General features: G+C 65.7%; 18 protein-coding genes and 1 tRNA gene. 12 read left to right on the plus strand and 7 right to left on the minus strand.

The genetic code is table 11. The annotated features are described in order from the left end of the window. Window positions 1-40: 40 nt before the first annotated feature. The 3 genes from J8F10_RS02485 (at window position 41) to J8F10_RS38275 (ending at window position 4,488) form a co-directional block, all read left to right on the plus strand. On the plus strand, window positions 41-1,024 hold the full coding sequence (locus tag J8F10_RS02485) for a DUF1559 domain-containing protein (protein WP_210652309.1): 984 nt from the start codon (window positions 41-43) through the stop codon (window positions 1,022-1,024). Window positions 1,025-1,135: 111 nt separating this feature from the next. Beyond that, window positions 1,136-3,166 (plus strand): TlpA family protein disulfide reductase, encoded by a 2,031-nt coding sequence (locus tag J8F10_RS02490; protein ID WP_210652310.1) that lies wholly within the window; start codon window positions 1,136-1,138, stop codon window positions 3,164-3,166. Window positions 3,167-3,318: 152 nt separating this feature from the next. Then, the gene (locus J8F10_RS38275; RefSeq protein WP_246522717.1) at window positions 3,319-4,488 is read left to right on the plus strand and encodes a transposase; all 1,170 of its coding nucleotides are present in this window, start codon (window positions 3,319-3,321) and stop codon (window positions 4,486-4,488) included. Between the two features lie 156 nt (window positions 4,489-4,644). Here J8F10_RS38275 and J8F10_RS02505 read toward each other — a convergent pair whose 3' ends face one another. Further along, window positions 4,645-7,923 carry a DEAD/DEAH box helicase gene (locus tag J8F10_RS02505; protein WP_210652311.1) on the minus strand — a complete coding sequence of 1,093 codons (3,279 nt, stop codon included), beginning with the start codon at window positions 7,921-7,923 and terminating at the stop codon, window positions 4,645-4,647. Between the two features lie 158 nt (window positions 7,924-8,081). Here J8F10_RS02505 and J8F10_RS02510 point away from each other — a divergent pair, with 158 nt between their 5' ends. From J8F10_RS02510 to J8F10_RS02525, 4 genes are all read left to right on the plus strand, one after another. Next, on the plus strand, window positions 8,082-10,835 hold the full coding sequence (locus J8F10_RS02510) for a COR domain-containing protein (protein WP_210652312.1): 2,754 nt from the start codon (window positions 8,082-8,084) through the stop codon (window positions 10,833-10,835). A 36-nt stretch (window positions 10,836-10,871) separates the two neighbouring features. Next, complete coding sequence (locus J8F10_RS02515; RefSeq protein WP_210652313.1) at window positions 10,872-11,240, plus strand: hypothetical protein; 369 nt, start codon at window positions 10,872-10,874, stop codon at window positions 11,238-11,240. A 150-nt stretch (window positions 11,241-11,390) separates the two neighbouring features. Beyond that, complete coding sequence (gene infA / locus J8F10_RS02520) at window positions 11,391-11,618, plus strand: translation initiation factor IF-1 (RefSeq protein ID WP_210652314.1); 228 nt, start codon at window positions 11,391-11,393, stop codon at window positions 11,616-11,618. A gap of 7 nt (window positions 11,619-11,625) precedes the next feature. After that, a tRNA-Ile gene (locus J8F10_RS02525) sits at window positions 11,626-11,697 on the plus strand. 90 nt (window positions 11,698-11,787) lie between these two features. Here the strand turns inward: J8F10_RS02525 and J8F10_RS02530 are convergent. Continuing rightward, window positions 11,788-12,693 (minus strand): WD40 repeat domain-containing protein, encoded by a 906-nt coding sequence (locus J8F10_RS02530; RefSeq protein WP_210652315.1) that lies wholly within the window; start codon window positions 12,691-12,693, stop codon window positions 11,788-11,790. A 102-nt stretch (window positions 12,694-12,795) separates the two neighbouring features. On the opposite strand from J8F10_RS02530, the gene J8F10_RS02535 reads away from it, so the two are divergent. The 3 genes from J8F10_RS02535 (at window position 12,796) to J8F10_RS02545 (ending at window position 15,064) form a co-directional block, all read left to right on the plus strand. Further along, complete coding sequence (locus J8F10_RS02535; protein ID WP_210652316.1) at window positions 12,796-13,071, plus strand: hypothetical protein; 276 nt, start codon at window positions 12,796-12,798, stop codon at window positions 13,069-13,071. Window positions 13,072-13,381: 310 nt separating this feature from the next. After that, window positions 13,382-13,882 (plus strand): NUDIX hydrolase, encoded by a 501-nt coding sequence (locus tag J8F10_RS02540; protein WP_210652317.1) that lies wholly within the window; start codon window positions 13,382-13,384, stop codon window positions 13,880-13,882. Window positions 13,883-14,050: 168 nt separating this feature from the next. Then, window positions 14,051-15,064, plus strand: a complete 1,014-nt coding sequence (locus J8F10_RS02545; RefSeq protein ID WP_210652318.1) for a serine/threonine-protein kinase — start codon at window positions 14,051-14,053, stop codon at window positions 15,062-15,064. Between the two features lie 33 nt (window positions 15,065-15,097). On the opposite strand, the gene J8F10_RS02550 is transcribed toward J8F10_RS02545, so the two are convergent. Continuing rightward, complete coding sequence (locus J8F10_RS02550) at window positions 15,098-15,355, minus strand: hypothetical protein (protein WP_210652319.1); 258 nt, start codon at window positions 15,353-15,355, stop codon at window positions 15,098-15,100. Window positions 15,356-15,515: 160 nt separating this feature from the next. On the opposite strand from J8F10_RS02550, the gene J8F10_RS02555 reads away from it, so the two are divergent. Both J8F10_RS02555 and J8F10_RS02560 read left to right on the plus strand, forming a co-directional pair. Continuing rightward, entirely contained in the window at window positions 15,516-17,438 is a 1,923-nt protein-coding gene (locus J8F10_RS02555; RefSeq protein WP_210652320.1) for a hypothetical protein, read from the plus strand. Between the two features lies 1 nt (window position 17,439). After that, window positions 17,440-19,089: an ABC transporter permease subunit gene (locus J8F10_RS02560; protein ID WP_210652321.1), complete on the plus strand. Its 1,650-nt coding sequence runs from the start codon at window positions 17,440-17,442 to the stop codon at window positions 19,087-19,089. A gap of 15 nt (window positions 19,090-19,104) precedes the next feature. On the opposite strand, the gene J8F10_RS02565 is transcribed toward J8F10_RS02560, so the two are convergent. The 4 genes from J8F10_RS02565 to J8F10_RS02580 all read right to left on the minus strand — a co-directional run bounded on the left by J8F10_RS02565 (window position 19,105) and on the right by J8F10_RS02580 (window position 25,347). After that, window positions 19,105-20,070, minus strand: coding sequence for a C45 family autoproteolytic acyltransferase/hydolase (locus J8F10_RS02565; protein ID WP_210652322.1), 966 nt, complete (start codon window positions 20,068-20,070; stop codon window positions 19,105-19,107). Window positions 20,071-20,114: 44 nt separating this feature from the next. Beyond that, window positions 20,115-22,643, minus strand: coding sequence for a class I SAM-dependent methyltransferase (locus tag J8F10_RS02570; protein WP_210652323.1), 2,529 nt, complete (start codon window positions 22,641-22,643; stop codon window positions 20,115-20,117). Window positions 22,644-22,725: 82 nt separating this feature from the next. Then, window positions 22,726-23,214: a hypothetical protein gene (locus J8F10_RS02575; protein ID WP_210652324.1), complete on the minus strand. Its 489-nt coding sequence runs from the start codon at window positions 23,212-23,214 to the stop codon at window positions 22,726-22,728. A gap of 84 nt (window positions 23,215-23,298) precedes the next feature. Further along, the gene (locus J8F10_RS02580; RefSeq protein WP_210652325.1) at window positions 23,299-25,347 is read right to left on the minus strand and encodes a serine/threonine-protein kinase; all 2,049 of its coding nucleotides are present in this window, start codon (window positions 25,345-25,347) and stop codon (window positions 23,299-23,301) included. Window positions 25,348-25,357 lie beyond the last annotated feature (10 nt).

A 25,357-nucleotide genomic window follows, 5' to 3' on the forward strand; every position in this document is an offset into this window, starting at 1 on the left:
CCCGGGCGTGGGAACTATTTATCCTTACGGAGAGATTGCTGTGCCCAAGTTCATTCCGGTCCGCCGCACTCGGCTCTCGTCGCCGGGCGCGTTCACACTGATCGAGTTGCTCGTCGTGATCGCAATCATCGCGATTCTCATCGGGCTCCTCCTGCCCGCGGTGCAGAAGGTGCGCGAAGCCGCAGCGCGCATCAAGTGCGCCAACAACATGAAGCAGATCGGGCTGGCGTTCCACAACCACCACTCGGCGATGGAAGGGTTCCCGGTTTCGACGATGCAGAAGACCGTGACCGGGTATTCGGGCACGGTCATCGTGAACTGGCCGGTGCAGATCCTCCCGTACCTGGAGCAAGAAGCGATCCGCTCCCAGTGGAACTTCGACCGCGGGTACTCCGACGACGTGAACGCCACGCTCAACAAGAACAAAGTTTCAACGTTCCAGTGCCCGTCGGGTCAGTCGGACCGGCTCGACCCGCTGTACAACACCGGCGCGGCGATGGACTACGCCTCCCCGTCTCGAATGTCCCCCGTGATGACGAACGCGGCCCCGGCCGGCTACGGCCTCCCCGTCCCGCCGTCCGGCGTGTTCGACGGGTGCCTCGCGAACTCGCAGGGAATCAACTACAAGGGGGCGCCCAAGTTCAACCGACTGCTGCAGTTCCAGGACGGCTCGTCGAACACGATCATGCTCTACGAACTCACCGCGCGCCCGGACTACTACACCGGCCGGTCCGTGTACCTGGCGAACAACCTCGGCGGCATCGGCTGGGCCGCCCAGCAAGCCACTCAACCCCGCGGGACCAACGCGGACGGCAAGTGGACCGGGTTCCCGACGGTCGGCAAGGCGTTCGGGCCGAACATGATTAACGCCAACAACTACATCGGCATGTACTCCCTCCACACCGGCGGGCTGAACGTCGCCATGTGCGACGGATCGGTGCGCTACTTGCGCGACGGCATTGCCGCCCCCGAGGTGATGGCCCTCATCACCCGGGCCGGGGGCGACTTCGCCACGATCGACTAATTGCCCAAACCTCGACCCAACGTTTCAAACGTCGGCCGGCGGTCTCACGACCGCCGCGCCGATCCCGCCCGCTCACAACTGCAGAACGATCAAAGTCCCTGGGTAACCGAAATGAGCTTCACAACGCTCCTGTTGACGATTGCGCTAACGGCCGCGCCGGGGGACAACCCGGCCGGCACGTTCGACTTCAAGAAACACTCGCTCGATTTCCGGGTCGCGCGCAGCAAGGCCGCAAACGCGGCCAAGACGCCGGACGGCGAACAACCGCCGTTCAGCACCCTGCTCCCGCTCCTCGAACGCGAACAGAAGGCGCTGGCAGATGCGCCGAATTCGGCCGACGCCACCGCGATTCGGCGACACCTCGCTACGTACTTCGCCCTGTACCCGACTGAACCCAAAGCACGCGAACTGCTGGCCAGCGTGCTGGCGGATATGACACCGACCGAAGCGGCGTCCGCTCGCTTACAGGCGGTGCAGGCGATCGACCGGGCCGTGGGTAACCCCGTGACCCCGCGTGCCGACGTGCTCGAGCTGCTGGCCGAGGCCGAAGCACTGTTGACCCGGGCCGAAAAAGACATGGCCGGGGCTAACGAGGAACAGGCCAAGAAGTTCGCCCGCAGAGTGGAATCCGTGCGGCACGTCATCAAGAACCTTGTGCCCGGGAAGACGGCCCCGGCCATTGAGTGCCGCGACCTGGCCGGCAAGCCGGTAAAGCTAAGCGATTACACCGGGAAGGTCGTCGTCCTGGACGTGTGGACCACCGGGTGCATTCCGTGTCGGAAGATGATCCCGCACCAGCGGGAGATGGTCGCCCGACTCAAGGGCCTGCCGTTCGCACTCGTTAGCGTTAGCTTCGATGCGGAACCGAAGGCCGTGACCGACTTCCTGAAGGGCACGCCGATGCCGTGGGACCACTGGTTCAACGGCCCGGATGGTGGGATGACCGAGGCGTACAAGATTAGTCACTTCCCGACCATTTACGTGATCGACGGCAAGGGCGTGATTCGATTCAAGGAAGTTCGCGACAGCCGGTTGGACGAGGCCGTGAACGCCCTGTTAATCGAAGCCGGTGTACCGGCCGCCAAGTTGAAGGGCCACACCGACGCGGCTCCCGCACCGATTGGGCGCGAGGACCGGCTGAAGGCGCTGCGAACGCAATACGCCAAACAGAACTCGGACGCACTGCAACTTCCTCGAACCGGTACACCGGAACAACAACTGAAGGCCTACGAAGCCGCCCTCCCAAAGATGCGTGACTACGCCCCCCGAGCGCTGGCCATCGCCAACGAAGGGCCGGCCGACGAGATCGCGCTGGAGGCACTGGCGTTCATCGCCATGACGGGCCAGGATTCCCCCGAAGGGGCCGACGCATTCCGGCAAATGGCCGAGCGGTTCGCGGCCGCACCGGGGGTCGGCAAGTTACTGGACCGACCGACGATTCAGCGCCCCGCCGTCCGCCCGTTCGCCGAGCGAGTGATTGCCGTTCACCCGGACCGGGCGACTCGTGCGAAGGCGGCCGTCGTGCTCGCCAACAACGCGATTCGTCTGACCGAGCGGTCCGCTACCCCGGCGGCCTCGGCCGCGGCCAGCGCCGAAGCGGAAGCGATCCTGCGCCGAATCATCGAAGACTTCGCCGGGGCCGATCTCGGCGGCCGGCTCGGGACCGCCGATGCGTGGGCAAAATCAGTGCTCCCCGAGGTGGTCGATTTGGCCGTCGGCAAGCCGTTCCCGGACGTCACCGGGGAGGGAATGGACGGCAAGTCAGTGAATGTGTCCGACTATCGAGGTAAGGTCGTGGTCTTCGACGTCTGGGCGACGTGGTGCGGGCCGTGCAAGGCGATGATTCCGCACGAACGGGAACTGGTCGCCCGGTTGAAGGACAAACCGTTCGTCCTGCTGAGTGTGAGCGGGGACAACGAGAAGAAGGTGCTGACGGAGTTCCTGAAGACCGCGGACATGCCGTGGGCGCACTGGTGGGGCGGCGGTGATGAGCGGAAGTTGCTCAAGGCGCTCCACATCCAGCACTACCCGACGATCTTCGTGCTGGACCACAAGGGGACGATCCGGTACCGAGGTGTCCGCGGGAAGCAAATGGACGCCGCCGTCGATGCGCTGTTGAAGGAGGCGGAAACCGCCAACTAGTCTAGTCCGGTTTCAGGCTCCCTGTAGCGAGCCGCGACCGCAAGAGAGTGGTAGCGCCTCCCGCTCCCTTGCCAGTAGTTTCAAGTGATTTGGCAGTGCCGCATGGGAGTTCCTAAGTTCAAGGTTCTCAGGCACTTGAACGGGAGCCTCCCATGCGACGTGGTTACTCTACGATCACCCCGGCGGTGGTCCACGCACTGACGCGCCGAACGTTGGAACGGGCCCTGGGTTGGACCGACTACAAGCGGTCGGTCACGCGCACCCAGTTGCTCGACCTGGTGCTGTTGATCGCGGGCACCACCCGCACGTTGTTCGCGGTAGTGACCCGGTACTTCGGGTTCTCCCACGAGACCGCGCGACAGGCGATGCACGCCAACCGGGGTTCCCGGGACCAACTCACGGCCCGGTTGGTGGATGCCCTTCACCAGGTGGCGGGGTTCACGCGCCGGGACCGGAGGCGCCGGTGGACGTGTGCCATCGATGTGCATTACGTCCCCTTTTATGGGGATCGCAGCACCCCGGGGATCATCGGCGGACCCAAGAAGGCCGGGACCTCGTTCTTTCACGCGTACGCCACCGGGGTACTGATTCACAAGCACCGGCGGTACACCGTGGGGCTGATGAGCGTGACGAAAGGAACCAAGCCGCACCAGCAGGTGCAGACCCTTCTGGACCAGGTGGCGGCCCGCGGGCTCACGGTCCGCGGGGTGGTTCTGGACGCCGGGTTCGACAGCGGGGAGACCCTGTTGCTGTTGCAGGAACGGAACCTGAGCTACACGGTCCCGATGCGCAAGAAGGGCACCGGTACCAACCGCCGCAACGCCAGCTACACCCAACCCCACGGCACCATCACCACCATGGAGTGGGTCACCGAGAAGAGCCGCAAGGCGGTATCGACTCGGGTGCTCGTGTGGCAACGGAAGGGCGAATCGCACGCCCGGGTGTACGCGTTCCGCGGGTGGGGCGATGCGACCGCCGTGTCGGAGGCGAACCGGGCTCGGTTGGGGCGCCGGCGGTACCGAGAGCGGTTCGGGATCGAGACCAGCTATCGGCAGAAGAACCAGGCCCGCGGGTGGACCACCAGCACCAACCCCGAGTACCGGTTGCTGCTCGAGGGCGTGGCCCTGCTGTTGCGCCAGGTGTGGGTGTACCTGACGCTCCGGATCGCTCGGGCACGCGGGCTCGCGCCGACCGCCTGGGTCGCCCAGTTCCCGTTGGCCGAGATGCTCGACTGGCTCACGCAACGGATCCGCTCACGATACCCACGCACACGATGTATTACCCTGCCACACAATACACTTACAACCAACGCAACGCCTTGAAACTACTGTTGCGGTCGCGGCTCGTCAAGCCCGCTACGACGATCCCGAACCTCACGCACCTCTGCCTCCATAACACCGGCGTGACGGGCGCCGGTGCTTCCAAGAAGTGCTGCCGTCGGCGAAGTCTTTCGCCGACGGTCCGACCGCGCGGGGCCGTCACGATAGTAGCAGTTCCAGGTCTTCGCGCTTCAGGTCGGTGACGAGTCGGCCGTCGCCGCCCAGGATCGCGTCGGCCAGTTCGCGCTTGCTGCGCTGGAGTTCCAGCACTTTCTCCTCCACCGTTCCGCGTGCGATTAGCCGGTACGCGAACACCGGCTTCGTCTGACCGATCCGGTGGCTCCGGTCGATCGCCTGGGCTTCTACCGCCGGGTTCCACCACGGGTCCAGGAGGAACACGTACTCCGCCGCGGTCAGGTTCAACCCCACGCCGCCGGCCTTCAAACTCACCAGGAACAGGCGGCACTCCGGGTCCGTCTGGAACCGCGCGACCCGCTTGTCACGGTCCCGCGTGCGGCCGTCCAGGTACTCGAACTTGATCCCCTCAGCAGTGAGGCGCTTGCGCACGATGTCGAGCAAAGAGGTGAACTGCGAGAACACCAGTGCCTTCCGCCCGCTCTCCGCGAGTTCCTGAAGTTGCGGCAGGAGGACGTCCAGTTTCGCGCTTCCCTCCGCGGTGCGCTTCTTGTCAATGAGTCCGGGATGGCACGCGGCCTGGCGCAGCCGGAGCAACGCGGCCAACACCTGAATCTGCGAGCGCTTCAGCCCGACCGAATCAACGTGAGCCAGGAGCGACTGGCGGTAGTGGTCGCGGAGCTCGTCGTAGAGCTGGCGCTGAGCGGGTTCGAGGTCGCAGTACACCGTTTGTTCGGTTTTCTGGGGAAGATCCTTCGCCACTTGGTCTTTTGTGCGGCGCAGGATGTACGGGCGCAGTGCCCGGGCCAGAAACTCCCGCGTCTCGGCGTCCGGGTTGCGCAGCGAACTCGCGCCGCTGGTGAGCGCAGCGCGCCCGAGCATCCCGGGGTTCAGGAAGTCGAACAGCGTCCACAGTTCGCCCAGGTGGTTCTCGACGGGCGTGCCGCTCAGCGCCAGCCGGTGGTCGGCGCGCACCACGCGCACGGCCTTCGCCGTTTCGGTCGCCGCGTTCTTGGCCGCTTGCGATTCGTCGAGAATACAGGTGTCGAATTGAACGTCCGCGAACGTCGCCGCGTCGTTGCGGAGCGTGCCGTAGGTGGTCAGCACGAGGTCGAAGTCTTTGAAGTTCGCGCCGGTCCGGTCGCGCGCGGTGCCGGTGTGGTCCAGCACCTTCAGCTTCGGGGCGAAGCGGGCGGCTTCCTGCTTCCAGTTGAACACCAACGATCGCGGAACGACTACCAGTGCGGGGCCGGAGCGCTTCCCGGCGAGGAGCGCGAGCACCTGCACCGTCTTACCGAGCCCCATGTCGTCCGCGAGGCACCCGCCGAAGCCGAACTCGCGCAGGAACCGGAGCCAGCCCAGTCCCTCGCGCTGGTACTCCCGCAGCTCGCCGTGGAACGCCTTCGGCGGATCGGCGGGCTTGATGCCCTGGAACTTGTGGAGCTGTTCCCGCGCGCGCCCGAACTGCTTGTCGAAGGTGATCTCCGGGCGCGACGCCAGCAGCGCGTCGAGCACGCCCACTTGCGTGCGCGAGAACCGGATCGCGTCGCCTTCAACGGTGCCCATTTGCGAGATGAGCCCGTACTTCTTGAGCCAGTCCTCGGGCACCATGCCCAGGCTGCCGTCATCCAGGAGTACGCTGGTCTGGCCGCGCTGGAGCGCTTCGAGCAGTCGCGGGAACGTCACTGATTGCCCGTCGAAGTTGGCCGCGCCGCTCAGGTCGAACCAGTCGCGCCCGGTGCTGAGCTCCATCTTGAAGTCGCCGGCCCTGCGGTAGAGTTTGCCGTCGGCCTCGACGATCCACCCCGCGGTCGTCAGTTCGCGCACGAGCTTCGGTAGCTGACTCGGCTTGACCTCGAGCGTCTGTGCGCCGGCGGCCCAGCCGTAGCGCACCCCGAGGCGCGTGAGTTCCGCTTCGGCCTGGCGCTCGGCACCCGGGTCGCGCAGGAGGAACTTGCGACCGTCGGGCTTGTAGACGCCGCGCGTGGTCGGCTGAAGGGGCACGATGGCCCCCGCGTAATCGAACGACAGTTCGGCGTGCAAGACGGGCGCGCTACCGTAGTGGGTCTTCGCGGGCTTCACGACGAGGCGCGGCCGCGGCGAAACCATCTCTTCCGTGAAGCGCAGTTCCTCCGGTAAGTCCAGTTTGGGGAGCGTCGGCATCTGGAGTAACTGCGCGACTAGATCGTCCGCTTTCCCCGCAGGTACCGTGATGGCCCCGGCCCGGCGCAGTGTCGGCACCCAGGGGAACGCGCCGGCGTCGTCGAGTCGGCCGAAGCGCCCGTTCCACGCGATGAAGCCGGGAACCATCAGCGCCGGCTGCGTGAGCGTCATGGTCTCCGTGCCGCGGCGCAGGCTCCCGTCGAGCGCCCACTGCTTGCCGGTGCTCGCGCGTGCGACACGGGCCGTCAGTACCCAGGGCGGATCGAGATCGGGTGCGAGTGGCTCGAGCGTGACGGGCGGTTTCGGGTCGCGCCGGAAGAGCACGCGATCGGTTTGCGCAAGCAGGGGGAGCACGGTTTCGAGGAGCGGACCGCCCACGCGGTACCGGCTGACGCCGTACCCGTAATCGTAACTGTAGCCGTAGGAGTACCCGTAACTGTCGCCGCGTTCGGCCCCACCGAGCAGCGCGAGGAGCTGGCGGTCGAGCGGATCGGGCAGTGTGTCGCGCTGACTGGTGGAGACGGTGTGCGGTTTCGGTTTGCCCCACTCGCCGTTGATTTTGCGATCTTGTGTGTTGATCTCCAGCACGAGCTTCCGGGCCTGCTCGCTGGCCGGGGCGTCGACGACGAACACCAACTGCCGATCGGCCGTGCGCCCGTTCGATGCGGCGCCGGGACTCACGGGTTGGACCTCTCGGCGCACGGCGGCGAGCAGGTCGGTCCAGGTCTCACGCGGTTTCGGTTTCGGCTTGGGGGCGCGGTTCGCGGGTGGGAACCGCAGTGAGGTGCTGATGGGCATGTCGTCGTCAAAGAAGTCGTCCAGGTAGCCGTCGAGCACGAGCCGGAGCGATCCGCGTGCGCTGCGTGCGAACGCCCGGGACTCGGCGGCGAGCACGGTGGCCCAGATGTGCTTGCACGCCGCCTCGTGGTCCGCGACGTAGGGGCAGGTGCAGGTCGCGTACACGGTGCGGTCGACGAGCCGCAGATCGACCTCGTAGTCGTCGCCGGACCCTTCGACGGTGGCCGCGACGTCGGTCGCGCTGACGGAATCGAGGGTCACCGCGCCGGAGCGGAAGTATTCGCGCCCGCGCTCGCGGATGGCCGGGGTCACGTCTGCGGACAGTGCGGTGCTCAGTGACATGCGGCCATTGTAGTGGCGCACCGTGCCGGGAATCAGCGCCCCCGCACTGTGGGCGGCCCGGCACTCGGATTGCCATTCGCAAAACGCATCCGCGATTTGGTGTGACGAACGCGGGCGCGGCGCGGTACGATCTTCAAACCGGTCCTGTGGAGTGACATATGCAATCGCCCGTAGTCAAATACATCCTCGCGGAATACAGTAGGAAACCGAGTCCAATTCTGGAACTGCCTCACGGGCTATCGAAAAACGATTTCGCGGACTTGGCACATGCTGCGGGGGTGTTCTCGACGGTTAACGAACTCCGCCTTCGTAGTAGCGACGCGGATTGGATCTTTGGCGGCCTGACAACATTCGCTCTTCGCCTCAAGGCACTATCTAGCCTGGACCTCGGTGGCTCTGACGACATTTCCGACATCGGCCTCCGGGCTATTACTAACCACCTTCCCGCCCTCACTACGCTCAGACTCACGAACTGTGCTCGCGTGACAGATGCGGGGGTAATGGCTATCGCCAGTAATCTTCCTGCGATTACGGAGCTTGATCTTCAAGGCTGTAACCAATTGACGGACGCAGCGTTCATAGCAACCGCTGATAAGTTCCCCGTGCTCAGACAGCTCTACCTCTGGCGCTGCGACCAGTTGACGGACGCAGCGTTCGTGGCCATCGCTAGTAAACGTCCCGCGCTCATACAACTATTTCTCGGAGGCTGCAACCGGGTGACGGACGTGGGGATAACGGCTATTACCGATGGCCTACGCACACTCACACACCTGGACCTTGGAAACTGTAACCAACTAACGGATGCCGGGGTCTTAGCTGTAGCTGATCGCCTGCCCGCGCTCACGCACCTTGCACTCACTTACTGCAATCAATTGACGGACGCGAGTATCTCGGCAATAGCCGACAGCCTACCCGCGCTCACGTACTTGGACCTTACTGATTGCAACCGGGTAACGAATCTGGGAGTCACAGCCGTTTTCGACAGGCTCACCGCTCTCACGCACCTCTACCTTTGGGGCTGCAAACGTGTAACAATCCTACCCGATAGTATCGGACGGCTGCACAAGCTGGAGGGCTTGTATCTTGATGGTACGCGCTTAACACAACTTCCGATCGCCTTGCGGCGACTTCGCCGACTACGCAACCTGGACGTGCATAACGTTCCAGCCTTGAAACTTCCCGAAGAATTGACCCTCAACGCCGAGAAACCGTGGGCAATTCTGGACTACTACTTCCGGACCACGACTGAGGGCAAGCGAACTCTGAACGAAGCCAAACTCATCCTTGTCGGGAACGAGGCTGTGGGCAAAACTTCGCTCGTCAACTTCCTGGTTCATAAGAGGCCCTGCAAGGACACGTCGAAAACCGTCGGCGTTGAAATCGTTGAAGGTGTAGACGTCAAGAGTTGGGATGTCGACAAGGACGCAGCCGGGGATACGCCCCTGAAGCTCAACATGTGGGATTTCGGCGGTCAGCAGGTGCTATACGAGACGCACCAGTTCTTCCTCACCGCGCGGTCCCTGTACCTCATCGTGCTCGAAGCGCGCCGCGAGAATGCCAACGAGCAGGAGGCCAATCTGCATACATGGCTCCGCTCCATCCGTACCCGCACGGTCCAGTCCGTTCCCGTAATCGTCGTCATCAACAAGAGCGAAGCCCCCCACGACCTGCGCCTCGATGAAGCGCGACTACTTCACGAGTTCCCCAACATTCGCGGCTTCATTCGCACTTCGTGCCGCGACCCCAAGAAGCACAAGGAGGGCGGTCGAGGGATCGGCGAACTACGCAAAGCCATTGTGGACGTCATCCGGGCTGACTTGCCGCACATCCGCGATCAGATCCCGGTGAGCTACTTCATCATCATGGAGCAACTCGCGAAAACTGCGCGCCGGTCGTTCATCCTGAACACGAAGGATTACCGCAAGAAGTGTGCGGCGCAAAATGTGACCGAAACCCGCGAGCAGAATGATCTTCTCACATTACTGGATTGCATTGGCATGGTAGTGAAATACGACGACACCACGCTACTCGATCCCAACTGGCTGACGACCGCCGTTTACCAAGTCCTGACGCACCAAGCCGTAGTTGAATCGGAGGGGCAGTTCGCGCGTAGCGATCTGGGGAAACTCCTCGCCGAGCTGTCAGCGAAAGACTATCCGCCCGAACGGTGGCCGTTCATCGCCGAAATGATGAAGCGTTTCGGGCTGAGTTTTGAACTACCCGGTCAGCCGGACCACTACCTGTTGCCGAACCAGTTGCCAGTGAACGACCCGCAACCACCGTGGGACGAAAAGGATTCTTTGCGGTTCCGCTACGAATACCGGCACACTCCACCGCGTGGACTCTTCCCACGGTTGATTGTCCAAGCACACCGGCACCTCACCAGCCCGCGCGTCGCTTGGCTTTCGGGAGTACAGCTTGAGATTCAAAGTTGTCCGGTGCTGGTGCGGATGAATCGCCAGGAACGACGGGCCAATATTTCTGTGCGCGGACCGAAGAACAAGCGTCGCGACGCGCTCTCGGTGATCCGCGAATACTTCGGCTCCGTTCACGCTCTGAATCGCTTCGAGCCGAACACCGACTTCACGTCTCAGGTGCCCGTAGACGTGCCCGGCAAACCCGACGCCGCGTTCGATTTCGAGGAGTTGGAGACCTACGAGCGAAATGGGGTCGACACGATCCTTTACAAAGGGTGCGACCTCAAATTCTCCGTGAAGGAACTGCTCGCCGGTGTTGGACCAGAGCCAATGCAACACAATCGGTCTGCCAACCGAGTCTACAATGACAATCGAGTGACCAATGTGAATAATTCCGGCACCATGACCGCCACTGCGATCAACGACTCGGATGTGCTCGCCGGCAAAGTCGATGTGAGCATCGACCCGCACTGGCGGCACCAGACGGACCAGTGAACGCCGTTCCCTCAACCACTTCAACCGGAGGCCGACATGAGTGACATCAGGTTCACGAACACGGGTAACTTGACCGGGGTCGCGATCGGTGATAATGCTCGCGTAATTGCCGGGCAGATCATCGCGAACGTCCGCCAGTCGGCGGAACAATCTGTGAACGCCGACCTCGTCGAAGCCGTGAAGAAGGCGCTCGACGCCATCGCCGGCGCGAAGATTCCTGAATCCGATCAGGTCGAGGCCGCTCAAACTGTTGAGAAGATCCAGAAAGAGGCCGAGAAGACCGAGGCCGACGCCACGCGCCCCGGTCGGCTGACGCGCTGGTTGGCTTCACTGGCGTCCATCTGTAAGCCGGCCGCCGATGCGATCACCGCGGCCAAAGCGGTAACCATCGCCCTCGGTAGTTGAGCTGCGGCCCGTTCGAGCAGAATAACATGGGTGAATTGCTCTCGTAACCCGCACGTTTTGCCGCTACAATAAACACGTGTGCTCGCGGGCGGCTGCCTTACTCGCGAGCGTTTCCCATTTTCGCCCGCTGTTTTGGAGCACGTTCAGCATATGCAAAAAGCTAAGGAAGAAGCGATTGAAGTGGAGGGGCGGGTCAAGGCCGCTCTCGCGAATACCACCTTCCGGGTCGAACTCGACATCGGCGGTGAAGTGATCGCCCACATCGGCGGAAAGATGCGCAAGCACTACATCCGCATCATCCCGGGTGACCGGGTGAAAGTCGAAATCTCCCCCTACGACCTGACCAAGGGCCGAATCACGTTCCGTATCCGCGGCTGATGAATCGGCGGGGGTGGAGTAGCAGACAACTCGTCGGGCTAATCCCCCGAAGCCGTGGGTGCGAATCCCATCCCCCGCGCTGCGCCCGATCCGTTCCAATCTGCTGTTCAGTTTCGGGCGCGTTCGCGGTTTCTTCACGGACTCACGGCCGACGCGACGATCTCTCATTTTACTCCGTGTCCCACACGACCACGCGCCCCAAATCGCCGCCCGCCGCCAAGCGGAAGCCGTCCGGGGCGTAGGTCACGCAGTACACCACGCCGATGTCCCACTTGTAATTCGCCCGCTCTTTGCCCGTCGCCGTATCCCACAAGCGCACCGTGAAGTCGAAACTTCCCGTCGCCACGGTCGAACCGTCCGGGCTGAACGCGACCGATAAGACTTGCCCCTTGTGGCCCTTTAACACGGCCCGTTCGCGCTTCGTTTTGAGGTCGTAGATTTTCGCGTTCCAGTCGCCCGCGACTGCGAGCATGGACCCGTCGGAACTCAGTGCAATGGCCGGGCAGTCGCGCTCTTGCGGGAAGTCGACGGGTCGGGACGTGGTGATGTCGAAAACGCGAACTTTGCGGTGCCCCGTCGCCCAGGCGACGACCTTGTTCTTCGGGCTGGCGGAAATCGCGCGGACGCCGTTGGGCTCGGAGAAGTAGGGGAGCAACTTGCGGTCACTCACGGTGTCCCATATTTCAAGGGTGCCGCCGCTCGCTTTGAATCGGTCACCCGTGCCGATTGCAACGGTGCGGTCGTTCAGGACCGCGAGCGAGGTGACCGGCAGGGACGAGTGGCCGCCGAACTCTTGCCACGCCCCGCCGTCCTGTTTGTAGTTCGCCCACCCGAAGGCGCCGCCCACGACCAGCCCGGCCCCGTTCGGCTGGAACCCGAGTGCGTGGACCGGGAGTACTTTGGGGCCGCGCTCGAGGAGCGATGAGACGTGCCCGCTCGCGTCCCGCACGAACACCGAGCCGTCCCGCGCGCCCGTGGCGAGCGTCGAGCCGTCCGGACTGAACGCGATGGCGTACACCACGGACTTGTGAGTCACCGCGGGCGTCTCGTGCCGGTGGTCCTCGAACAGCAGCATATTTCCCGAACCCCGCTACCACGGACCGGAACCGGACTCCCCGCTCTGGGGCGCGGGCCGGTATCCTGGAATTGTACACCCAAACTCTGCGCGTGCGCCAATATGGAAATCGAGTGGACCGATACGGACCCGGAGAGCGGGGAGAAGCGCTCGGTGCGGGCGGAGCGATTCGCTCGCAAGTGGAGTTTCAAGGTCCGGTTCCGGCGCCGAACCAACTGGGCACCCGCGCCGACTCCGTCGCGGGAGATGTGGGAAACGTTACTCGACGCACTCGAGCGCCGTTATCCGCGCCGCGAAGGAGTGACGGACGAAGACCTGAAACAGGTTCGCGCCGTGGTCGCGGGGCTGGAACCCGATGAGGGCGAACGGCCGGTGTAAGCCGGCCGGTGGGGACGTCTTGGCCGGGACTGGCTCTGTGAGTCGCACACCAAGCGCCCGCCCCGAGCACACGATTTTCGCCCGAGTCACCAACCGACTTCCACCGCTCGCGGGGCATTGAGTTCTCGGGAAGGTCACCAACCGCTCTTCCACCGAACGCGAGGTGCCAACGCAGCTCGCGGGGGTTGGCACTCGCGGTTCGCCACAAGACTCGGGCGAACCGCGAGTGCCAACGAGCGGGTGGTGCCAAAACCCGTGCCTCACCCACACATTCAACGACTCTTTCACACCGGTCGTGCGCCAAAAACACATGCCGTACACGCCCATTCTCGCGACCCTCGGTTACGTCTTCTCGCCGGACGGTCGGCGGGTGCTCATGATCCACCGCAACGCGCGCGCCGAAGACGCGCATTTCGGCAAATACAACGGCTTGGGCGGGAAGCTTGAACCCGGCGAAGACGTGGTCGCGGGCCTGAAGCGAGAGATCCGCGAAGAGGCCGGGATCGAATGTGACGCGGTCACGTTGGCCGGTACGATCTCCTGGCCCGGGTTCGGGAAGCGCGGGGAAGACTGGTTCGGGTTCATTTTCCGCATCGAGCGGTTTTCCGGCGTGCCGTTCACTGCGAACGCGGAGGGGGCGCTCGAGTGGGTCGAGGTCGATCACGTTTCGACACTTCCGTTGTGGGACGGCGACCGGTACTTTTTGCCACTCGTATTCGACCCCACCGCCCCTCAGTTCCACGGGGTCATGCCGTACCGCGACGGGAGGCCGGTGAGCTGGAGTTACAGCACGGTCCGCGCCGGTGTATAATTAACCGTTGGCGCCGGGGCGGATATTTTCGCTCGATCCGAAACGAAACCGGTTTACAGCGTCTTCACACCGCCTTCGTGTGCTACAGTTCCGCTGAATATCAATGCACCTGCATCGTACCGCGTGCAATTTGCTCGCGGGCGATTCCGCCCGACAGGGGATGTGGTGTTGTCGACCCTTCCCAACATCCGTTCGACCACGCCCGGAGCGTTCGCGTTCGCCGTCGGCGCGGAACCCTCTCCCGGCTACCGATTGCGGTGCGTGCGCGGGCGCGGGGGCTTCGCCGAAGTGTGGGAAGCCGAAGCGCCTTCCGGCCCGCCGGTCGCGCTCAAGTTCATGCCCACCTCGAACACGAGCACCACGGCCCGCGAGCTGCGGTCGGTGCAGTCGTTCCAGAGCCTCGAGCACCCCTACATCGTCAAGACCTACGACGTCTGGTCGGTGCCCGGGTACCTCGTCGTGAACATGGAACTGGCCGAGGCGACGCTCCTCGACCTGATGCAGCTCTACCGCGACGACTTGGGTCAGGAGCTCGAACCGGCCACGCTGTGCCTCTATTTGTGGCAGGTGGCCGAAGCACTCGACTTCCTGAACGCGCGCCAGCACACACGCGACGGGCGCAAGGTCGGGTTCCAGCACGGCGACGTGAAGCCCAATAACATTCTGCTGTTCGGCGACACCGCGAAGCTCACCGACCACGGGCTGGCGACCGCCACGTTCGGCCCGAGCACGCCCTGTTCGCGCCAGGGGACGCGCGAGTACGCGGCCCCGGAAGTGTTCCTCGGCTCCATCACCGACTGGTCGGACCAGTACAGCCTCGCCATCACGTACTACGCGCTCCGGTGCGGGCGGTTCCCGTTCCCGCCGCCCGTGAAGAACGCATCGCGGTCGGCACTGCGGCCGTTCGCGGACCTCAGCGGTGTCACGGAACCGGAACGCGCCCCGTTGCTGAAGGCACTGTCACCGATCCCGCAGGACCGGTTCCCGAATTGTTGCGAGTTCATGGCGGCGATTTTGAAGGCGCTCAACCTACGCGTCGAATTCGGCGATGAAACCAGTCGCATGAAGGTCGTGACCGGCGCGATCCGGGGCGGGTCGAGCGTGTTCCGCCGGCCCGCTGGTCCTCCGATCTCACACTCTGGCACGCTCCGCCGCCCGCCCTTCACGAATCCCGGTGCGTAAAGCTCTTTGATCTTCGTACCGCACTGCAGCCACTTAACTTCCGCCGTAAGCGCCCGTCACCTTCGGTGGCCCCGGTGGGGGCACGGCGCTCGATCCGGTGGGGACGTTCGCGGGCGGCAGGGTCTCGACCTCGCCCGCGCGCGGCGCCGGGCGCTCGTCGCGGAACGTGTCGCGTGACGGGAGCCGGGAATCGCGGTCGCTGGTGCAACAGCAGCAGTGCCGGCAGCACCCCGTCGCTTGTGCCAGAACCACCAGTGCGACGAGACCCACCCACCACGCGCGCGACTTCATTTCGTGTTTCTCCCGAACAGGCCGTGGCGTTAATACCACGCGCGGGAGCACGAACAAGCCGAACCACTTCGCCAATGCGCGATTGCCTCCGTTCCCGATTCACCGGATAATGGGTCTGCAAGTCTCCCGTTCTCCGATTCCCGCAGCGGGACCACCGAACATGGCGATCGAGTTCAACTGCCCGCACTGTCAGTATGCGTACCGGCTCAAGGACGAGATGGCCGGGAAGTCGGCGAAGTGCAAATCGTGTCGCGCCACGATCCTGATCCCGCAGCCGATGACGGTGCCGGGCGGCGCGCCGCGGTTGACGGCTGCGGAGATCGCGGAGGCCGAGACTAAAGCGATCGCGGCCCTCGCCGACGAACAGGCCCAGATCGAAAAGGACACGGCCGCGCAGCTCGTCCCAGTGGAGTGTCAGCACTGCAATCACAAGTGGACCGAACCGCTGGCGCGGGCCGGCAAGAACACCCTCTGCCCGAACCCGGAGTGCCGCCAGCGCGTCAAGATCCCCGAACCGAAGAATGATGCTCCCTACGACTGGCGCCACAAGAAGACCAAAGGCCCTGAAGGGGCGGTCCAGAATCAACTGAAGTTGGATAACGTGCAGGACATGGCGGACACTAAACTTGTGTCTGGTAAGGCCCTGACACAAGCCGGGGCCGACGGCATCGAGTATGAGCCGCGCCCGCTGAAGCAGAAGGTGACGTTCGCCCTCGTGATTGTGGGGGCTCTGCTCGGAACGACGCTCGGAGTCCGTTCGTGTTACATGGGGCGCGTCGAGAACCGCGAAGACCGGCTAATGCAGGAGGGGCAGGAGGAGTTCGCCAAATCGACCGGTGCGCTGCCGGCGAACGAGGCGCCGCCCGAAACGCAGTTGTGCTCCGCGCTCCTGTACATTGCCGGCGGGGAGCACGCCATCCGGCACAAAGAACCGAAAATCAAGGACGCGCTCGAGCAGTTCGCGAAGGCACGCGACGCGATTCGCAAAGCGCCACCGAGTTTGGCCCGCAACGCGGTGGGTGGCGAATTGGCCGTTGCGCTCCTCATCCTGGGGGGCAGTGAACAGCAAGCGCGCGACCAGATCCGCATCCGCTGGACCCCGGGTAACGACCTGAAGACCCGCCCCAACGAACGGCTCTATACCGTGCTCGACGAACTGCGCCAGTCGCTCGAACTGCTCCGGGCGGCCGAGTTCGAGTTCAAGAACCACCTCGCCCGTCGGCTCGCGCGCGAACTCGCCAAGCAGGGGCAGGGGTTGCTCGCCGTCGAAATGATCCCGCTCGCGCTCTTTACCGAGAAGGAACAGGACGAGGGGAAGTCCCTTATCGCGCTGGAGGTGATGCGGACCGACAAGGGGAGCGACCAACCGCGTCGCGTGATGGACGACCTGAAGGGCCGCGGGGCGGAACTCATGAAGAGCGTCCCGACTCCGGCGTCGGCCCAGACGCTCTTCCTCGCGGTCGATAGCGAGAAGGCCCCGCGCATCATCGCGCCGCCCGCGGGCGACCCGGTCTCGGAATCCGGCCGGCTCGCGTATGCGGGCAAGGCGCTGATGGAGAGCCAGCCCGATGCCGCGCTCCAACTGGCGCAGCGGCGCGGGTCGCCGGAGGGCCAGGTGCGGGCGCTCGTGCTGTGCGCCGACTGGTCCGCCGATCCGGGGGCCGCGCTCGATACGGCCTTCGGGATCGTGTCGGCGAACAAGGGGCGGCGCGAGATTTCGCCCTACTCCGTGCTCCGGCTCGCGCAGATCGCGGCCGAGAAGAACAAGCACGACCAGGCCAAAGAATTCGCCAACCTCATCACGGACGACGGGCTGAAGGCGTGGGCGAAGGGCACCCTGATTCAGGCCCGGGCCGGGGCCGCACCGAAAGACAAGGCCGACGAAGCGTGGGCGGAACTGCCCCCAGCCGATAAGCCGAAGGACGTGCGCGCCGGGCACGCCTGGGGGCTCCTGTGGGTGGCCCGGCAGAACACGCGGCTGTCCGGCGACCGCAGCGCCGAACTCAAGGCCGTGACCGGGTGGCCGACGGTCGGCGGTCCGTTCGGCAAGGCCGGCATCGCGCTCGGACTGCAGGACAAATAGCGTGTGGCCGTTCGGACTGTTCGGTTCACTCGCCGCCTGGGAACTGCGCCGGATCGCCCGGCGCGGGCTCGCCACGCGCGTCCGGCTCGTCCTGCTCTACGCGCTCTTCGTCGCGTTCCTCGCGTTCGCGACGTACTGGTTCCACCACCTCCCCACGCGCGACGTGTTCTTCGGCCGGCCCGGGGTGCTCTCGCCGGCCGAACTCGCGCGGTTCGCCGATTCCTTCGCGCTGACGCTACTCGAAGTGCAACTCGTGGCGGTCGTCGCCCTCACGCCCGCGCTCGCGGCGTCCGCGGTGTCCGAAGAGAAGTACCGGCAGACGCTCCCGCTGCTGCTCACCACGCTCCTGACGGACCGCGAGATCGTGTTCGGTAAGGCCGCGGCGCGGATCGTGTTCGTGCTCTCCGCGCTCTTCGCGGGGCTCCCGGTACTCATGATTACGCAGCTCTTCGGGGGCGTGAGCGTCGGCTTTCTCGCCGCGGCCTACGCGGTCACCACCGGCACCGTCGTGTTGTGTGCGGCGCTCGGGGTGAGCGCCGCGTGCTACGCGCCGGATTTGCGCTCGGCCGTGCTCCGCGCGTATGCCCGGGTCGCCGTCTTCGTGTGCGGCGCGTTCGTTCCGCCGCTCGTGCTCGCGAGCCCCTTCGCGGTACTGGTCGTACTCGCGCACGAGCCGCTGACCGATCCCGAGTTCTGCGCGGTGGGGTTCGGGTCCCCGCTCCTCCAAGTTCTCGTCGGCTGGATTTTTCTCGCGCGTGCGGTCCGCGCGCTGCGCCTGCGCGACGCGACCGCGGGTCCGCCGCCCGTGACCGCGTACCCCGAGCCGCCCAAGCCCGCCGAGCCGCCGCTGCTCCAACCGGAGGACGAGGTTCCGCCCGACCTCCCGCCGATTGATGCGGCGGACCCGGTGCTGTGGAAGGAGCGGTGCGTGGGCTGGCGCCCGGAGTGGGCGCTGCCGACGCTCTCGACGGTGCTCGGGACCGGTGCCGGTGCCGGCGCGCTCGTACTGTTCGCGTGGGGCGCGTGGACGTTCCTCGCGCGCCTGGGGCGGACCTTCGACCCGTCCGAGATCGAGCGCCTCTCTCAACAGCCGGGCGGGTTGGAGACCGGCGGGTGGTTGCTGACGATCGCGGGCGTGCTGGCCGCGGGGCGGTACCTGTTGCCGCTCGCCGTGGGGCTGAGCGGGGCGATCGCGGGCGAGCGGTTCCGCGGCACGCTCGACGTGCTGCTCGCGACCACGCTCGACCGGCGCACGGTGTTGCGCGCGAAGGTGCAGGCGCACGCCGAGCGCGGGACCGCGTTCGCGGCGATCGCGGTGGCCGCGGTGGGCATGGCGTTCATCGCGGACGCGGGCATTCGCGTGGGGCTGGCGGCCGCGGGGCTGGCCGCGCTCGCGATCGTGTTGGTAATCGCGCTGGGGGCGTGGCTCACGGTGCGCTGCCCCAGCGACTCGCGCGCGTTCCGGCTGTCGCTCCCGATCACGATGCTCGTCGTGGGGTGGCCGGTGCTCGCGTGGAACCTGTTGCGCGGGGACGTACCGGTTCCGCCGCAAATGATGTTTTGGGGCTTGTTGAGCGCCGGAGGTGCGTGCGGCGCTGCGAGCGCGGTACTGTGGGCGCACGCCGCTCACGTGCTGGCGCGCGGGGAGTGACCGCGGGCGCGGGGTTCAATTCAGGAAGTAGCGGTACAGGTCGGAGAGCGTCATTTCCTCGCGCACGGTGTCCGGGAGCAGGTGACTGGGAACGAACATTTCCGCGGTCTGCGCGGCCGGGCACATCACGACGTGCTGCGCGGTGATCTCTTGCAGGACGTGTCGGCTCGTCAAGATGTCCCGCGCGGGTGCCCGGCCCGCGAACTCGGCCATGTGCGCGTAGCGCGAACACTCTTCGGGTTCCGCGAGATCGCGGAAGTGGTTGGTCGCCAAGAGCGGTTCGTTCCCGCGCGCGGTACGCACGGTCGCGCGGCGCGGGGCGCGCTCGACGACCGCGCGCTCCTCGTTCCGCGCCCCCACGACGGTGATGATTCCACCGGACATGAGGGGTTCGTTGCTCACCATTTCGAGGGCCGCGCGATAGTCCGGGGCGGTGTCGAGGACGTGCCGGAGGAACAGGAGCATCGGGTACCCGTCCGGGTCCGAGCCCCCGAACGCGGCGTTCAGGCACACGCAGAACTTGTGTCGCGACAAGCCCGTAACGGTGCCCAACATTCCAAGAAAGCCCGCGTTGACGCCGTAATCTTCGGTGACCAAGCAGCTCGCCTTCGCGACCTTCTCGGCCGGGAACCAGTCCATGTTTCGCGCGAGCACCGGCCCGTCTGGTCCCGCGAGTGCAAGCGTCGAACACCCCATCGCGCTGGCGCCCATGAGCAGGTCGTAGCACAAGTTCGCGGCCAGGAGATCGACCGGGTCGACCCCGATCACCGTGGCGGCGGCCCGGGCGCGTTCCGCGTGGACCTTGTATTTCGCGAACACGTGCGGGGCGACGTGTACCGCCGGCCCCAACTTTTTGAAGAGCCCGCACGTCGCGGTGAGCAGGTTCTTCGACTTGGCGATCAGGTCAACGGGGTAGGGCGGGGTGCCGCTGACGGTGGGCACGGACTCGTAGCTGTAACCCTCACTGTTCGTGGTTCGCATGAGCGCCTCCGGGTGCGATGTGACTTCGCTCCGATTGGACGCTCTTACCGCTCGCTCTCGCTCCGGCGAAACACGCGGGCCGCGGGCCGCGCGCCGGCACTCTCCGTCGTCGAGTGCCGGCGCACGCCCTCTGTGGCCTCGGCATCGAGAACAAAACCCGCGGCTCCGAACTGTTCGGCCCAGTACTCCACTGTGCGATCGTTGGGGGCGAGTCCCGAAACGGTCGGGGCTAGAAAGACGGCGCGACAGCCTCGAAACGTCGCCATCACGTTTGGAACGAATCGCTCTTCGACGTGTTCGACGAACCCCACCGACCAGCCCAAATCGAACTCGCCCGCGAACAGCGGCTTACGGGTGTAGTCGTGCTCGATGATGACCCGGCTGTCGCGCGCGATGCGCGGATCACCGTTTACGCCGGTGGCCCGGATGCCCTTCTGCTTGGCGCGGTAGACCGTTTCGGGCGAACCGCACCCGACGTCGATCATCGTCCGCACCCCGAACCGGGTCGCGAGGTAGTCGAGCGCGCCCTCATCGGAGTGCGTTTGGGGTTCGTTGTGGTCGAAGGGTGCGTGTCCGGTTTGCGGATTTAACGGGTCGCGTCCCAGCGCGCGGCGAAACAAGAACGAGAGGAAGTAGGCATCGGTCAGGAGATCGTCGGCCGGCACGTGTGCGAGAACGCGGGTCGCGGGCCGGCTCTTGATCGTGTTGTTCGAGAGCATGTACATCGCGGCATCCGAGCGGAATGAGAGCGCGTGAACGGCGTCCGAATGGCGCTCGGCGAGGCGCTCGCTCGCTTGCCAGGAGAGGGGCATGATGCGCTCCGTGGGCAAGACGTGCGCCCGGTCGAGGTGCGCGGCGAGCGCGTGGTCCAGGGGCACCGACGACAGGTCGAGCCACTCTCGTTCGCGATTGGAACGAAGGGTCGCACACACGCGCTGATAGTGGTCCCGAATGACCGCGCCATTGGGCGCCGATGCCATGAAACTGGCGCTCATGTACCCGAGCGGGTCGCGGTACCCGACGAACTCGGTGGTGTCGACCAGATCGAACACGAAATCCAGGTTGCCGAGTAGGACGCAATCGGCATCGAGATAGATGCCGCCGTAATGCGCGAGCAGGTACGCGCGGATGAAGTCCGCCTTGTGCGGGAGGATCAGCGCATCGATTGGTAGGTCGCGGTCGTGGCGGAACAGGGCCTCGAACCCCGCCCGGTCGAGCACTTCGACGCGCGCGTTTCGGTTGTGGACGCGGACCGTTTCGCAACACAGTTCGATGTACCCCGGCACCGGCCCTTCCCAGTACACCCACACGGTTCGGGGGGTGGCGCCAGTCGTCGGGGGCGTGCCGACCGATGTTGCAATAATGGGCTCGGGTTCTGGAGTCAGAGCTTCTTGGGGATGCGCGGGTGCCGAGAGCTGAAAGGCCCCGAGGTAATCGGCTTGTCGGACGCGCACCAGCCCGCGCTCCGCGGCGATCGCGTCCACGACCCGGCGCACGTCGGGCCAGCTCGGGTCCGGGTAGTCGTGGAACGCGAGGCACCCACCCGGCGCGAGTAGCGACAGCGCGAGTTCGACGTCCGCGCGAACGTTCGCCTCATCGTGCTCCCCGTCCACGAAGATCAGATCGAAGGGGCCGAGGCGCGGGTCGATTTCAGCGAATTTGCTTTGGAGTAGCGTGACGTTTCCACTCACACCGAACCGTTCGAGCCACCCCGCCGCGTGCGCGGGATCGAGAACATCGACGGACACCACGGCGCGCGCCGATTGCGCCAGCGCGACCGTACTGCGGCCGTGGAACCGGCCGAGTTCGAGCACCCGCTTGTCGCGCGCGAGTTCCCAGAGCGCCCGCCCCTCGGCGCAACTCAGCCACCCCGGGACACCCTCGGCGTGCCGGTACGTGCCCGCAGGTTCCCGGGCGAATCGGAAGTCGGGAACGAAGTCCGGGGCGTAGGCCGGCGGGGTGCCGAACGCGCTGACGACCGGGATGTGCTCCGCGAGACACGGGTCCGCGAACCACAGCGGCCAACCCGCGCCGCCCGCGATCCCGACCACCCGCGCGTCCTGTCCGCCCTCGTGCCTGTCCCACTGGTCGAGCATGACCCCCAACCCGCCGCGGCTGAAAACGTAAGCCTGCGAACCCCACAAGCGGGCCTTTTGCCACTGCGCGTGCGGTCCGGTCGTGAGTGCCGGTCGCGCGAGCCGGTAGCCGAGTTCCGGGCACGCGCGCGCCCACGGGTCTTGAATCGTGTCGGGTATAAACAAGCTCCCCCAGTGGAGCTGTCCCGTCGTGATCGGGTGCCAGCGCGTGAGGTTCGCCCACAGGTAGCGGTTCACGAGCACGTCGTCTTCGAGCACGACCGCCCACCAGCACCCGTCCTCCCACGCGCGCTGGAGGACCGTGCGGTACATCCGGGAGGTGCTGTCCCACCCGATCGGCCAGTCCGCGGGCTGGCGCAGCACGGCGGGCGCGCCGGGCCAGTCGCTCGCGCGAATCGACGCGAGTGTCCGATCGAGAACGGCCTCGCGCCCGGGGCACGTGACGACGTACAAACCGAAGTGCGGCAGCGTTGACATTGTTCGGGCAAAAAGGGGAACGGGCCGCAGCGCTCTAACTGGGGGCGCAGCAGTAGGGGCGGGACACCAAGCGACAAGAAAATCAGCTCTGCTGACCCGTGACGTTCGCGGGGAGCGGAGGGGGCGGCGGGGGCCAGCCCTGGAAGGCCCCGGCGATCGCGCCGGGAGCGGCCTGTTCGGAAGGGGAAGTCGGGCAGCAACTCGTCGGGTTCTGGCCACCGGCGTAGAACCACGCGCTCGCTGGCGCGCTCCAAGTCGTTCCGGTTCGGAGCCAAGCGAGCACGGTAAACGGTACCCCCGCGTAGCTCGAAGCGGAGACCGGCACGTTGGTCGCGCACCACTGCGTGCCGACCGGAACAACGTCCACATCGTAGGGCAGTTTCGGTTCTGCCGGTCCCGTCGGTGGAACGTGACCGGAGAGCACGCGAACCCGAACTAACAGCGGGAGTCCCACCCCGTCGTCCCCGTCACCGGTGTCCCCGCGCACGCAGATCGTCCCGCTGGAACTCGACCCGGACCCGGACCCCGCGACCCGGACGTACATGTTGTTTGTTGGGCACTGAATCTCCACGATCTCTCCGAATTTCGGACCAAACGGGGCAGTACGAACACGATGTATTGACAAGAAGCGAACCGCGCCGGGGCCGGGTTCGACTCACTCAGTTTCTACGTACCGGGCGGTCAAAACCGACAGGTCGGCCCCATTACAGTAGATCCCGAACTCGCCGGTGAGGTGCGGGTCGGGGAGCCTCTGCCGCTCCTTGGTGAAAGCCTTCTCGCTCACCAACTCCTGGCACTCGATTCCGTTCCACCGGATGCTCCACACGCAGTCCGGGCGCACCTCCAATTCCAGAAGGTGTTCCTTGTTGACCGGGGGCTCGACAAACGCCCCGAAGAACCCGAGAACGCCCAGGTCTGGCTTCGCCCCGGGGGGCACCATAAGATCCCCGCGCGAGCGATCGAGCGAATACTTGGGGGCGTCACCGGGCAGCCCGACGTTGACGAGGTGAATGAGCTGGCACCGAAACTCGTTCGGTTCTTTTGAGGGGCTTCCGCCGCCGAAGTAGATTCCGATCCCGCCCACCCACCGGATCTGTTGGAGCCCGATCTGGAGCTTGTACCCCTTCGCCTTCGTTTCCCCGAGACGGAGTAGGGCCTTGCCCTGGGACCGGACCGTGAGGATTTCCGTTTTGGGGTTGTGGTCGATCGTGGATATCGCGCTGGGGCGCCACAAGCGCTCGCCGGGTCGCGCGGTCAGCAGGTTCCGCCACTTTTTCGGATCGTGCGGTTCTTCTTTCTCCTCCGGCTTCTGTTTCGCCTGGGCGGGTACCGGTGCGGGCGCGAGTGCGGTGTACGCCCCGATTCCGCCCGCAACGAGGGCGAGCACCAGCGCCGCGATCCACCGGCGCCGGGTGCGGTTCGGGCGCGGGTGGAGTTTCAGTGTCGCGGGGTAGACCGGCGTCGGCGTCGGAGCGTCAGATGCCGGGGGGAGGCGGTTCGCGTCCGGCTCCGCATCGGTGTCGGCGCCGGCCACGGCGGACAGGTCGGGCAGCCCCTTTTCGTCCGACAGGTTCTTCAGTTCGTCGGCGACCTCGCCCGGCGTGGCCGGTCGAAGATCGGGGTTCTTCGCCAGCATGCGCTCGAGGAGGGCGGCGAGCGCGGGGGGGATTTCCGGGCGGCGTGTTGTGATCGGCGGCGCGGGCTCGGTCTGGTGCGCGGCCATGAGGCGCATGAACGACTTGCGCCCGGTCCCGGCGAACGGCGGGTCGCCCGTGAGCAGGGCGTACAGGGTGCAGCCGAGCGAATAAATGTCGGCGCGGATGTCCACCGCGTGCGTGTTCGCCCACTGTTCCGGGGCCATGTACTCGGCCGTGCCCATGACCTCGCCGATCCCGGTCAGGTCGTCGTCCGGGGCGGGGTCGTTCGAGCGGAGCAGCGCCAGCCCGAGGTCCAGCACCTTGACCTGCCCGCTCGCGGACAGCATCAGGTTGGACGGCTTGACGTCCCGGTGAACCAGGCCGTGCTCGTGCGCGTGCTGGAGCCCGAGCGCGGCCTGGCGCACGAGTTCGCACGCCACGGGGACCGGGAGCGGCCCGCCCCGGCCGACCAGCTTGGCGAGGTTCGAGCCCTCGATCAGCTCCATCACCAGGAAGTGCATCCCGTCCGCGTCGCCGGCGTCCGTGGCCCGGACGATGTTCGGGTGGTCGAGGCGCCCGATCACTTCCATTTCCAGTTGGAACCGCGCCACCGCGCGGTGGTCCCACATCTGGCTCGCGGACAGAACCTTGACGGCGAAGTATTTCTTCAGGCGCACGTGCTCGGCGCGGTACACCGTTCCCATCCCGCCCTGGCCGAGGCGCTCCCCGATCCGGTACTGCCCCAGTTGCTCCGGGGGCTTGGGAACGAAGTAGTGGATTTGGGTCGCCGGGAGCGCGCGGCCCGCCGGCGTCTGGTGCGGGTACTCGGCTTGAGTGGGGTCGTGCGGGCCGACCTCGTTCTCGGGGGCGCGTCGGCTCCGCCAGTAGTTGTCCGTCACCTTGTCCATTCGGCGCACCACCGCGTCGCAGGAGGCGCAGCTCGATACGTGCGCCCCGATCTCGTCCATTTCGGGGGGCGGTAACCCGTCAGAGAGGAACGCGGCGAGCGCGGCCGGGGTGGGGCACGCGGGCGGATCGATTTGGGGTGCCTCAGGTGTGCCGTCCATCAACGATCCC

It is taken from the genome of Gemmata palustris, from assembly GCF_017939745.1.
Taxonomy (GTDB): domain Bacteria; phylum Planctomycetota; class Planctomycetia; order Gemmatales; family Gemmataceae; genus Gemmata; species Gemmata palustris.